This window comes from Nocardia sp. NPDC056064 (assembly GCF_042266925.1).
Classification (GTDB): domain Bacteria; phylum Actinomycetota; class Actinomycetes; order Mycobacteriales; family Mycobacteriaceae; genus Nocardia.
Genome location: NZ_JBHJWO010000001.1, coordinates 495328 through 507620, shown reverse-complemented (window position 1 = coordinate 507620; position 12293 = coordinate 495328). Strand labels below are relative to the sequence as shown.

Here is a 12293-nt window from a genome sequence, read left to right as displayed (position 1 = left end):
TGATGCAATCTCCTGACGGTGCCTTCTCTGGCCAACAGGCTCGCGGCGACATTCGCGGTCGTATTCTCCGGTCACGATCGGCCGTACACCGTCACGTCCTGGCACCAGGCTCAATCGATCACGCTCAGCCAATCGAAGTACTCATCGAGCACAAACTACTCTCAGACACGCTATCGCTCACCATCACGACTACAGGCGGCAGAATTCGCTGTTGCACGATAATTCTTCTGAGGCCAACTGGCGAGGTGAGATGCGCGGCACTGACGCTCGACCGTGCATGCTTACGCAAGCGGTTGACCGACGCAGAATCGCGAACGACAGACGGAGTCGCGGACGGCTTTGCACGTCCTATACGACAGCGCAACAGAAGGTCTGCGACGGTGGAGCATACGCACCTTCTCAGGGATGCGCTCGTTGCCACCGCTGCAACGTAGGGTTCGGGCAACCGGATTCCAGCTTGGGTGTTGTCTAGCTCGGCGCGAGACCGTAGGCGCGGCAGTGTGCACGCCGAGGACCTGCGTACGGACCGCAGGCGCGGCGATCTCGCGTTGCCTCCGTGGAAATTTCGGTATGCCAGACAGTTCACTAGAGCGAGGGCCACCCAACCTAAGTTAGCTACCAGATAGCTTGCCGCTGAAGTTCCCCGGGGTGTCGCTCTCCGACACGCCGATGGTCATACGGCTTCGAGGCAATCGCCTACATGTCCTCACCCGAGCGTAGGGAGCTCCGTGAAGCAGTCCCGCAGAGGAGGGTGCGTCTAGACCATGCTGTGACCGTTTACAGACCCCAAGTAGCACACGAATCCACTGGTAGACCATGCTTTTCCGGGTGCGGCCGTGTGACCGTTTCGAGGGTGATGAGCCGTTATCTGCGGTGATCTCCAGTGATGACAACGGCCCCGCCTCGGATGTCTCCGAAACGGGGCCGCAAGCGAAAAGTGCTGCTAGGAGCTACTTTTTCGCACGTCCGATGCCACTACTTCTGCGCGGCCTTGTACTCGCGGCGACGGCGGTGCAGGATCGGCTCGGTGTAGCCGTTGGGCTGCTTGGTGCCTTCGAGGACCAGTTCCTTGGCGGCCTGGAAGGCGATGTTGTCGTCGAAGTTCGGGGCCAGCGGGCGGTAGTTCGGGTCGTTGGCGTTCTGGCGGTCGACGACGGGGGCCATGCGCTCGAGGCTGGCGACCACGTCGGCCTCGGTGACGATGCCGTGGCGCAGCCAGTTGGCGACCAGCTGGCTCGAGATGCGCAGGGTGGCACGGTCTTCCATGAGGCCGATGTCGTTGATGTCGGGCACCTTCGAGCAGCCGACACCGTGGTCGATCCAGCGCACGACGTAGCCCAGGATGCCCTGGGAGTTGTTGTCGAGCTCCTGGCGCTTCTCCTCGTCGGACCAGTCGGTGGACTGGGCCAGGGGGATCTCCAGGATCTGGTCGACGGTGGCACGCGGGCCGCCCTTGGCGATCTCGGACTGACGCTTGAACACGTCCACCTGGTGGTAATGGGTGGCGTGCAGGGTGGCGGCGGTCGGCGAGGGCACCCAGGCGGTGTTGGCGCCGGCCTTGGGGTGCACGATCTTCTGCTCGAGCATGCCGGCCATCAGGTCGGGCATGGCCCACATGCCCTTGCCGATCTGGGCCTTGCCGGGCAGGCCCTTGGCCAGGCCGGTGTCGACGTTCCAGTCCTCGTAGGAGGTGATCCAGGTCTGGGTCTTCATCTCGGCCTTGCGGACCATCGGCCCGGCCTCCATGGAGGTGTGGATCTCGTCGCCGGTGCGGTCCAGGAAGCCGGTGTTGATGAACACCACGCGATCCTTGGCGGCCTCGATGGACGCGGCGAGGTTGACCGTGGTGCGGCGCTCCTCGTCCATGATGCCGACCTTGAGGGTGTTGCGGGTCAGGCCGAGGACGTCCTCGATCCGGCCGAACAGCTCGTTGGTGAAGGCGGCCTCGTCGGGGCCGTGCATCTTCGGCTTCACGATGTAGACCGAGCCGGTGCGGCTGTTGGCCAGCTTCGCGGTGCCGTTGAGCGAGTGCACGGCGATCAGCGAGGTGACCAGGCCGTCGAGAATGCCCTCGGGCACCTCGTTGCCCTCGGCGTCGAGGATCGCGTCCGAGGTCATCAGGTGGCCCACGTTGCGCACGAACAGCAGCGAACGGCCGTGCAGCACCAGCTCGGAACCGTCGAGCGCGGTGAACACGCGGTCGGGGTTCATGGTGCGGGTGAAGGTCTTGCCGTTCTTGGTGACCTCTTCGGCCAGGTCGCCCTTGTTCAGGCCGAGCCAGTTGCGGTAACAGGCGACCTTGTCCTCGGCGTCGACCGCGGCGACCGAGTCCTCGAAGTCCATGATGGTGGTGAGCGCGGACTCGAGCACGATGTCCTTGACGCCCGCGGTGTCGGTCGAGCCGATCGGGGAGTTCGCGTCGATCTGGATCTCGATGTGCAGGCCGTTGTGCTTGAGCAGCACCGAGGTCGGGGCCTCGGGGTCACCGAGGTAGCCCACCAGCTGCGAGGGGTCGGCCAGGCCGATGTCGGTGCCGTCCTCGAGACCGACCTCGAGCTCGCCGTCGACGATCTTGTAGTACGAGGAGCCGATGTGCGAGCCGGTGATCAGGGTGACGGCGTCGTCGAGGAAGTTGCGGCCCCACTCGATGACCTTGTCGCCGCGCACGCGGTTGTAACCGGTGCCCTTCTCGGCGCCGTTGGCCTCGGAGATGGCGTCGGTGCCGTAGAGCGCGTCGTAGAGCGAACCCCAGCGCGCGTTGGCGGCGTTGATCGCGAAGCGCGCGTTCATCACCGGCACCACGAGCTGCGGGCCCGCGGTGGTGGCGATCTCGGCGTCGACGTTGCCGGTGCCGATCTGGAACGGCGCGGGCTCGGGACGCAGGTAACCGATCTCGGTCAGGAACTGCTTGTAGGCGCCCTTGTCGTAACCGGTGCCGGGGCTCTCCTGATGCCAGGCGTCGAGCTTGCCCTGGATCTCGTCGCGTTCGGCCAGCAGGGCACGGTTGCGCGGCGCGAGGTCGTTGATGACCTGCTCGGCGCCTGCCCAGAACGCGGCGGAGTCCACGCCGGTACCGGGGAGCGCCTCGTTCACGATGAAATCGTGGAGAACGCCGGCCACCTGGAGCCCGCCGACCTGAATCCGCTCTGTCATCTACTGCCTCACTTTTGAGATAGCCGGGTGGGAAAGTCGGATGTCATGTTACCCGTGGGTAGCGGTGACGTCCCGTGTGGGTCGAAACGCCCAGCGGGCGATATCCATTCCGCCACGCCGACTCACCGACCGGTGAGGTGGGCGTGGCGGACCACCTCTTGATTGTAGGCCCGCCGCGATTTAATGTACTGATCGGAACATTACTCGGTGACGGGCGCCACATGCCCGGCCGGAGCGGAGGCACGGTGACCGTCGCGCACCCCGGTGAGCCGGGTTCTCCGGTCCGCCGCCGCGGCCGCCCACCCGCCACCGGGCACGGCGCGGCCGACACCGCCGCGCGCATCCACGCGGCGGCGCTCGAACTCTTCGCCGAGCGTGGTTTCCACGCCACCGGCGTCGCCGAGATCGGCGCCAGAGCCGATGTGCAGCGGGGCGCGCTGTACTACCACATCGGGTCCAAGGAAGAGCTGCTGTGGCAGATCCTCGGCGGCTACACCCGGCTGCTGCTGGCCGAGGCCGAACGTCTCGTCGCCACCGCCGCCGATCCGGTCCTGATCCTGCGGCTGCTGATCCGCGGCCAGGTGGAGCTGATCATCACCCACCGTCGTGCGGTCACGGTGCACCTGCGCGACGCCACCGCCCTGACCGGTGCGCGCGCGGCCGAACTCCAGCAGTTGCGCGACCGGCTGCGCGGCCGATGGCAGGAGGTGATCGATGCCGGGCACGCCGCGGGGCAGTTGCGCAGCGACGATCACGTCGTCACCCGCGGCATCCTGGGCATGCTCGACTCGCTGGCCCTCTGGTATCGCGAACGGGGCGAGCACTCCCCCGCCGAGATCGCCGACCTCCTCACCGAGACCGTCCTGTCCGGACTGCTGGCCGCGGGCGACAACACGAAAGGCTGACCATGGCGTGGGATTTCGAGACCGATCCGGACTACCAGCGCAAGCTCGACTGGGTCGCGGAGTTCGTCCGCACCGAGGTCGAGCCGCTGGATCTGGTCTACCCCAACCCCTACAACCGGGCCGACCCCGAGATCCGGGCGCTGCTGCGGCCCCTCCAGCGGCAGGTCAAGGATCAGGGGCTGTGGGCCTGTCATCTGGGACCCGAGCTCGGCGGGCCCGGCTACGGTCAGCTGAAGCTGGCGCTGCTCAACGAGGTGCTGGGGACCTCGATGTGGGCGCCGCTCGTGTTCGGTTGTCAGGCACCGGATTCCGGCAATGCCGAGATCCTGGCGCACTTCGGGACCGAGGAGCAGAAAGCGAAGTATCTCCAGCCGCTGCTCGACGGCGAGATCGGGTCCTGCTACGCGATGACCGAGCCCACCGGCGGCTCGGACCCCACGGCGTTTCGCACCACCGCGGTGCGTGACGGGGACGAGTGGGTGATCAACGGCGAGAAGTGGTTCAACTCGGTCGCCGAATTCGCCACCTTCCACATCGTGATGCTGGTGACCGATCCCGACGCCGAACCACATCGTCGGCTGTCGATGTTCATCGTCCCGGCCGACACCCCCGGCATCGAACTGGTGCGCAACTTCACGGTTCCCGGGTTCAGTGAGCACGAAGGTCACCTGCGGTTCACCGATGTGCGGGTGCCCGCCGATCATCTGCTCGGCGGCGAGGGTGACGGGTTCGTCGTCGCGCAGACCCGGCTCGGCGGCGGGCGGGTGCACCACGCCATGCGGACCGTGGCCCTGGTCCGCAAGGCGTTCGACATGATGTGCGAGCGCGCGGTCTCCCGGCCCGCCCGCAAGGGGGTGCTCGGCGGATTCCAGATGACCCAGGAACGCATCGCCGACAGCTGGATCCAGATGGAGCAGTTCCGGCTGCTGGTGCTGCGCACCGCCTGGCGCATCGACCGGGCCCAGGACTACCGCGCCGTGCGCAAGGACATCGCGGCCATCAAGGTGGCCATGCCCACGGTCATGAACGACATCGCCCGCCGCGCCCTGCACCTGCACGGCGCGATGGGTGTCAGCACCGACCTGCCGTTCCTCGACATGACCACCTACGCCGAGGTCATGGCCATCGCCGACGGCCCCACCGAGGTCCACAAGATCACTCTCGCCAAGGAAGTGCTGAAGCAGTACGCCCCGGCGGACCCGGTCTACCCCAGCGGGTTCCGTCCCGCCCTGCGCGAATCCGCCCGCGACCTCGTCGCCCGCCGGCTCGACCACGAGGCGGGCAACCTCTGAGCCGTTACCGGAAATAAATCAGCCGACAATCGGCGGCTGGTCTGCCACCATGAATTCCACGCCGGTGATTTCGCACCGGCGGTAGCGACGAGAGCTTTCGAGAGGAGGAGACGGCCATGAAACATCGTGTGCCACAACGACAGTCGAGCATCGGCTATCGCGGTGCCGACAAGGCCCACGGCGAGTCGCGCGACGCGGTGAACGCGGTGACCGGCGCGATGGCCCGTCTCCTGTTCGCCCGCTGACGCGGCCCCACCCAGCTCCGGCCTCTCGTTCACTTCTCTGGAAAACATGGTGATTCCCATGACGATCCGTCATGCCGTCGACCCGATGGCGCCCACTTCCGACACCTGGATACGCACCAGGGTGCTCGTGCTGAACGCCAGCTACGAGGCCCTCGACGAGATCACCGCCGACCGGGCCGTGACACTGCTGATCAGCGGTGCCGCGGAGACCGTCATCGAGCGGGCGCCGCGGTTCCCGATCCGGTCCCAGCACCTGGTGATCGCGCTGCCCGAGACCGTCCGGTTGCTGCGCTACGTCTACCTGGGCCACGTCGCCCCGGTCGACGAGGCCAGCCGCGCCACGCTGGCCGGGGTGCTGCGCCGCGACAAGCACCGCTGCGGCTACTGCGCGAGCTGGGCGCAGACCGTCGACCACATCCGCCCACGCAGCCGGGGCGGACCCAACACCTGGGGCAATCTCGTGGCCTGCTGCGCCCCCTGCAATACGTCCAAGGCCGACCGCACCCCCGAAGAGGCGGGGATGCGGCTGCTGTGGGAGCCCAAGGCTCCCGACCCGCTCGCCCGCACGCAGCGCCGGATCTGGAAGGAGTACGCGCCGTGACCACCACCGACCTCGCCCTGACCACCCTGCTGACCCTGTCCGATTCGGGGCAGTGGCACCGCGCCGCCTGCCGGGGTGACCCGAACCACGAGGCGTGGTTCCCGTACCCGTCGCAGGACTTCGACTACGCCCGCCGGATCTGCGCCGGTTGCCCGTTGCTCGCGGGGTGCACCGAGTACGCGGCGAGCACCGGCCAGTCGGGGGTCTGGGGTGGCCGTGAGTTCGACCGCGGCCGGGTGATCCGCGAGTGACCTCACCGGGGCCGGGTGTCCGTTCGGGCACCCGGCCCCGGTGCTGTGACCTGGGCGAACAGCTGGGACACCGCTCGGCTGCGGTCCCGACGTCACAGGTCCTTAAACTTGCCGCGTGGGTACACATCGCAGCGGGACCAGATCTCGGAGTATCAGCAAAGGTCCGGTTATCGCGGCGTCGGTACTCGTGCTCGTGCTGGTGGCCGTGTTCGCGTGGTTCCAGTTCAGTGATCGCGCCGATTCGACCGATGTCGCGGCGGCCGCCGAGTGCGTCGAGGGGCCCGCCTCGCTCGATGTCACCGTCGATCCGGCCATCGCCGGGCCGGTCCGCGCGGCGGCCGATGCCTACAACGCGAGCAAGCCGCGGGTGCGTGATCACTGCGCGCAGGTGAAGGTGTCCGCGCGGCCGTCGGCGGCGCTGGTCGCCGGTCTGGCCGACACGGCCCAGTGGGATCCGGCGCTGGGCCCGAAGCCCGGGCTGTGGATCGCCGATTCGAGCCGGTCCATCGATCTGGTCCGGGTGCCCGGTCTGATCGAGGGCTCGCCCGCCTCGATCGCCACCAGCCCGATCGTGCTCGGCGTGCCCGAGGCGCTGCGCCAGGCGCTCGAGCAGCACCAGATCACCTGGGCGGATCTGCCCCGGTTGCAGCAGGGCTCGCTCGGCGAGCTCGGCCTGTCCGGCTGGGGTGGGCTGCGGATGGCGCTGCCCACCGGTGACGCCACCACCGCCGCCGCGGCGTCGATCGGGGCCGCGGTCTCGGGCACCGAACCACTGAGCGAGCAGGCCGCGGGCGACGGACAGGTCGTCGCGGCGATCTCCGGGCTGGCCGCGGGCGCGCCCACCCCGGCCGACCTGATGACCGCCATGTCCGAGATCACCGCCGACCCCACCGCCGACGCGGTGCACGCCGTGGCCGCAACCCAGCAGCAACTGGGCACCGGCGGGCTCACCGCCTACCGGCCAGCGGGCAGTGCCCCGGTGGCCGACTACCCGGCGGCGCTGCTGTCGGGCCCGTGGGTGGACAAGACCCAGAACCTGATCGCGTCGCGCTTCATCGATTTCCTGCGTGCCCCCGAGCAGGCGGCCGCGCTGGCCGCCGACGGTTTCGGCCCCGCGATCGGCTCGGCACCGGCCAACCCGCCCAAGGGCGCGCTGCAGAAGGTCCAGTCCACCCTCGCCAACCCGGTGCTCGGGGTGAACGCCACCGTGCTGCTCGACGTGTCCTCGTCGATGAGCACGGCCGACGGGTCGACCACCCGCCTGGCCAACGCGGGCGCCGCCCTCGCCTCGACCCTGCAGGTGATCCCGCCGGACTTCGGACTCGGGCTGTGGACCTTCGGCAAGAACCTCGACGGCACCAACCCCTATCAGGTGCAGGTCCCGACCGCGCTGCTCAGCGACACCCAGCGCAATGCGTTCGGTTCCGCGGTCACCTCCACGAAGGCGACCCAGGTCAGCGCCGACCAGGCCTATCCGAGCGTGCTGGCCGCCTATCGCGCCGCCGTGGCCGCCTACTCCCCCGGCCGCACGAATTCGATCCTGCTGATCACCGACGGTCCCGACGACGATTCGTCGCTGACCGGACCGGCACTGCTCAGCCAGATCACGGCCGCGACCGACGCGGGCAGGCCCGTCCGCATCGATGTCATCGTGATCGGCGGGGAGGGCACCCAGACGCTGCAGACGCTCTCTCAGCAGACCGGCGGCACCTACACCCGGATGGCTTCCAGCAACGATCTCGGTTTCGGTACCGCGGTGGTGAAGGCGCTCACCACACCCTGATCGTCAGGGGGAAACCTCCACCAGCGCACCGGATTCCATGGCGATCCAGAGGTGGCCCGCGCGGTCGACGGTGAGGCCGTGCGGTTCCTCGCCGGGCAGGTCGAGGTGGCTGACGGCGCCGTCGGTCGTGAGTCTGCCGAGCCGGCCGCTCGCCCATTCGGTGAACCACAGGGCGCCGTCCGGTCCGGTGACGATCGCGTGTGGGCGGGCCGCCGGGTCGGGCAGCGGGAATTCGGTGATCGTGCCGTCCACCGCGATCCGGCCGATGGCCCCGGCGCCGATCTCGGTGAACCACAGCGCGCCGTCGGGACCGGCGGTGATGCCGACCGGCGCGGCGGCCGGCGTCGGCAAGGGGTACCGGGTCACCGTGAGATCCGTGTCGACCCGCCCGATCGCATTGCCCTGGTTCACGGTGAACCACACGGCTCCATCGGGACCTGCGGTGATCATGGACGGCATTCCGTCGACCTCGGCTCGGTCGATACCGCCGTCGGCCGCGATTCGCCCGACACGACCGCTGGACAACTCGGTGAACCACAGTCCGCCTGGACCAACGCACAATCCGTAGGGTCCGTCCAGCGCGATGCTGGTGACGCTGCCCTGCTCCGCGAGGCGGCCGAGCCGGCCGCCGCGGAACTCGGTGAACCACAGCGCGTTGTCGGGCCCGGTCACCAGGACGGTGGGTTGTCCGTCGGCCGGGTCGAGGGTGATCGTGTCGACCACTCCGTCCCGGTAGCGCCCGAGCGCGCCCTGGGTGGCCATGGTGAACCACAGCGCGCCGTCCGGTCCGACGGTGACGCCGTAGGGCGCGCCGTCGACCTCCACCACTGTCACGATGTCAGGCACAGTCCTGGATTCCCTTCTCTACTCCCCGGAACCGGCGGCGCAGCGCGCGGTCGTGCGAGACGACCACCACCGCACCCCGGTATTCGTGCAGGGCGCGTTCCACCTCGTCGACCAGGGTGAGCGAGAGGTGGTTGGTCGGTTCGTCGAGCAGCAGCAGGTCGTGCTCACCGGCGAGGACACGCGCCAGGGCCAGCCTGCGCCGCTGCCCTTCCGACAACGTACCCACCGGGCGGTCGAACGATTCCGGATCGAACAACCCGGTGGCGAGCAGCGCGGCGCGACCGAGCCCGTAGGTCTCCACGACGCTGCGGTCGGGATCGAACGGCTCGTCCTGGCGCAGGTAGCCGACCCGTTCCGGCGCCGCGGCGTACACGGCGTCGAGCAGTGTCGACTTCCCGGCACCGTTGGGTCCGTGGATGAGCAGCCGGTCGCGCGGACCCACCGTCATCGCACCGACCGCGAACCCGCGACCCGGTCCCGCCGTGGCGAACCGGCCGCGGAAGCGCAAGGGCTGCGGCGGGCAGGGCACCGGGTCGGCGCGCAGACGGCGCAGCTGTTCGGCGGTGCGGCGCACCCGCGAGGCGACCGAACTCTGCACCCGGCCCGCGTTGCGGTCGTAGGCCATCTTGTTGTTGTCGATCATCGCGCGGCCGTGTGCCACCTGCGTCGCGGTGGTCGAGGCGAACTCCTCGAGCCGGGCGATCTCCTCGCGCCACCGCGCGTAGTCCTGTTCCCAGCGGATCCGCGCCGCGGCCTTCGCGTCGAGGAAACCGCTGTAGCCACCACCGAAGCGGGTGAGCGTCCCGTCGGCCACCTCGATGACGGCGGTCACCACCCGGTCCAGGAAGTCCCGGTCGTGCGACACCACGACGACGGTGCCGCGATGGGTGCGCAACCGGTTCTCCAGCCAGGTCAGTGCCGCCTCGTCGAGGTGGTTGGTGGGCTCGTCGAGCAGCAGTACCTCGGGTGAGGCGGCCAGCAGGCAGGCGAGCCCGAGGCGGGCGCGCTCGCCGCCGGAGAGGGTGCCGAGCGCTCGATCGCGATCGATTCGGGCCAGGCCCAGGCCGTGCAGGGACGCGTCGACCCTGGCGTCGGCGGCGTAGCCGTCGCGGGCTTCGAAGCGGGTGAGCAGGTCACCGAACCGGTCCATGTCCTGGGCTTCGGCGGCTTCGCGCATCCCGCGTTCCCAGGCGCGCAGTTCGGCCAGCGCCGCCTCGACGGCCCCGCCCACGGTGGTGCCGGACAGCGTTTGCGCGAGGTGCCCGATGCCGTTGTCGGCGGTCACGGTGACGGCGCCCGTGTCGGCGGTCTCCAGGCCGGCCAGCAGCCGCAGCAGCGTCGACTTGCCCGATCCGTTCTCGCCGACGATCCCGACCCGTTCACCCGGCCGGACGGTGGCGGACACGGTGTCGAGCACCGGCCTGCCCGCGTAGGACTTCGATACGCCGTGCAGAGACAGCTGAGTGGTCAAACAACGCTCCAATCGCAACTTGTGTAGCTTTAACCTAACAAGGGTCATCCACTAACGCAACAGGAGTTGTTTTTGGAAACGCAACGTCGGCCGGGTGGCCGTAGCGCCCGGGTCAGGGAAGCCGTGCTCGACGCGACCGCCGAAGAACTCGCCGAACACGGTTACGCCGGGCTGACGGTGGAGGCCGTCGCCCGCCGCGCCGGGGTGCACAAGACCACGGTGTACCGCCGCTGGCGTGGACCCGAAGGGCTGGTGGCCGACGCGCTCGACCGGGCAGGCGAGCAACCCTGGCCGATCCCCGACACCGGCAGCCTGACCGGGGATCTGCGCGCGCTCACCGAGTTGCTGCGCACCGGGTTCACCGACCCCGGATCCGGCAGTGTGGCCGGTGCTTTCGTCGCGGCGGGCATGCAGCATCCGGAGGCGGCGGCCGCGCTGCGGTCCTTCTACGCGGCCCGGCACCGGGAGGCGGCGGTCCTCGTCGAGCGGGCCGTCACCCGGGGCGAGATCGCGCCGGTCCCCGACCCGGTCGAGATCGTCCGCTTCGCCCTGGCCCCGGTGTTCCATCGGCTGTTCGTCACCCACGAACCGGTCACCGCGGCGGACGCGCGCCGGGCCGCGGACGCCGCCGCCGCGGTGGCGGCCGCCGCGAGCGAGTGGTCCGGGGACTAGGTTCTGTCTCGAAGTCAGTGATGGGGTGGCACCGCGCAGCGATGCCACCCCATCAACACGTTCGGTCGAAGCTGTTGCCCGCGTTGGCATATAGGTGAGGTCTCCGGTATTTCGGATTAGCGACCAAGCAAATCTGAACACCGGAGACCTCGTGGCCAGCCTAGCGGTGGCGGGGCGAGCGGACCTGACCGATGCCCAATGGGCGCGGTTGGAGCCGCTGCTGCCTCGTGGGAAGAAGGCGGGTCGCCCGCCGAAATGGACGAAACGCCAGCTCATCGATGGGATCCGGTGGCGGTGCCGGGTCGGGTCGCCGTGGCGCGACGTTCCGGCCGAGTACGGGTCGTGGCAAGCGGTCTACGGATTGTTCCGGCGATGGCAGCGTGCCGGGTCGTGGGCGGCGATCGTGACCTCGCTGCAGGTCCTGGCTGATGCGGCCGGAGTGATCGAATGGCAGGTCAGTGTGGATTCCACCATCACCCGCGCGCATCCGCATGCTGCCGGTGCCCGCCGCGACGGTGGCGGGCAGGCCGAACCGCCCGCTGGTCCGGGGCAGTGCGAGCCGTCCGATCACGGGCTGGGGCGGTCGAGAGGCGGGTGGACCAGCAAGCTGCATCTGGCGTGCGATCAGGGCTGCCGGGTGTTGTCGGTCTTGATCACCGCGGGTCAGGCTGGTGACAGTCCGCAGTTCCAGGCGGTGCTTGACGGCATCGCGGTGCCGAAACTCGGTGGCGGTCGAGCGCGAGTGCGGCCAGAACGAGTGTTGGCGGACAAGGCGTACTCGAGCCGCGTCAACCGGGAATGGTTGCGTCGTCACAAGATCAAGGCAACGATTCCGGTCCCTGCGGATCAGGCCGCGCATCGGCGTCGGCGTGGGAGTTCCGGTGGGCGGCCACCGGCGTTCGATCCGGTGGTCTACCGTGATCGCAATGCTGTTGAGCGGGGTATCAACCAGCTGAAACAGCATCGGGCGGTGGCTACTCGGTTCGACAAGCTCGTTGTCCGTTATCAAGCCACGATCCATATCGCTGTCATCAATCAATGGCTTAGACACTCGTGAGGGTGGGCCAATGGCCG

The 12293-nt window shown here is 68.8% G+C and carries 11 protein-coding genes; 8 read left to right on the top strand and 3 right to left on the bottom strand.

The window, feature by feature from the left end; translation table 11 throughout:
* Positions 1–975: 975 nt before the first annotated feature.
* Positions 976–3153, bottom strand: coding sequence for a malate synthase G (locus ACFC06_RS02330; protein WP_375926960.1), 2178 nt, complete (start codon positions 3151–3153; stop codon positions 976–978).
* Positions 3154–3398: 245 nt separating this feature from the next.
* On the opposite strand from ACFC06_RS02330, the gene ACFC06_RS02325 reads away from it, so the two are divergent.
* From ACFC06_RS02325 to ACFC06_RS02300, 6 genes are all read left to right on the top strand, one after another.
* Positions 3399–4058: a TetR/AcrR family transcriptional regulator gene (locus ACFC06_RS02325; protein ID WP_375926958.1), complete on the top strand. Its 660-nt coding sequence runs from the start codon at positions 3399–3401 to the stop codon at positions 4056–4058.
* A gap of 2 nt (positions 4059–4060) precedes the next feature.
* Entirely contained in the window at positions 4061–5350 is a 1290-nt protein-coding gene (locus ACFC06_RS02320; RefSeq protein WP_375926955.1) for an acyl-CoA dehydrogenase family protein, read from the top strand.
* Positions 5351–5466: 116 nt separating this feature from the next.
* Entirely contained in the window at positions 5467–5595 is a 129-nt protein-coding gene (locus tag ACFC06_RS02315; RefSeq protein WP_375926952.1) for a hypothetical protein, read from the top strand.
* A gap of 58 nt (positions 5596–5653) precedes the next feature.
* A complete protein-coding gene (locus ACFC06_RS02310; RefSeq protein ID WP_375926949.1) occupies positions 5654–6196 on the top strand; it encodes an HNH endonuclease in 543 nt (180 codons plus the stop codon).
* Positions 6193–6447 carry a WhiB family transcriptional regulator gene (locus tag ACFC06_RS02305; RefSeq protein WP_375926946.1) on the top strand — a complete coding sequence of 85 codons (255 nt, stop codon included), beginning with the start codon at positions 6193–6195 and terminating at the stop codon, positions 6445–6447. The genes ACFC06_RS02310 and ACFC06_RS02305 overlap by 4 nt, the downstream gene beginning before the upstream one ends.
* 115 nt (positions 6448–6562) lie before the next feature.
* Positions 6563–8230, top strand: a complete 1668-nt coding sequence (locus ACFC06_RS02300; RefSeq protein ID WP_375926943.1) for a hypothetical protein — start codon at positions 6563–6565, stop codon at positions 8228–8230.
* Between the two features lie 3 nt (positions 8231–8233).
* Here the strand turns inward: ACFC06_RS02300 and ACFC06_RS02295 are convergent, their stop codons facing one another.
* Positions 8234–9076: a virginiamycin B lyase gene (locus tag ACFC06_RS02295; protein ID WP_375926940.1), complete on the bottom strand. Its 843-nt coding sequence runs from the start codon at positions 9074–9076 to the stop codon at positions 8234–8236.
* Positions 9069–10595 carry an ABC-F family ATP-binding cassette domain-containing protein gene (locus tag ACFC06_RS02290; RefSeq protein WP_375926937.1) on the bottom strand — a complete coding sequence of 509 codons (1527 nt, stop codon included), beginning with the start codon at positions 10593–10595 and terminating at the stop codon, positions 9069–9071. The genes ACFC06_RS02295 and ACFC06_RS02290 overlap by 8 nt, the downstream gene beginning before the upstream one ends.
* Positions 10596–10619: 24 nt before the next feature.
* Between ACFC06_RS02290 and ACFC06_RS02285 the strand changes: the two genes are divergently transcribed.
* The gene (locus ACFC06_RS02285; RefSeq protein ID WP_375926934.1) at positions 10620–11219 is read left to right on the top strand and encodes a TetR/AcrR family transcriptional regulator; all 600 of its coding nucleotides are present in this window, start codon (positions 10620–10622) and stop codon (positions 11217–11219) included.
* A 151-nt stretch (positions 11220–11370) separates the two neighbouring features.
* Positions 11371–12276 carry an IS5 family transposase gene (locus ACFC06_RS02280; protein WP_375926931.1) on the top strand — a complete coding sequence of 302 codons (906 nt, stop codon included), beginning with the start codon at positions 11371–11373 and terminating at the stop codon, positions 12274–12276.
* Positions 12277–12293 lie beyond the last annotated feature (17 nt).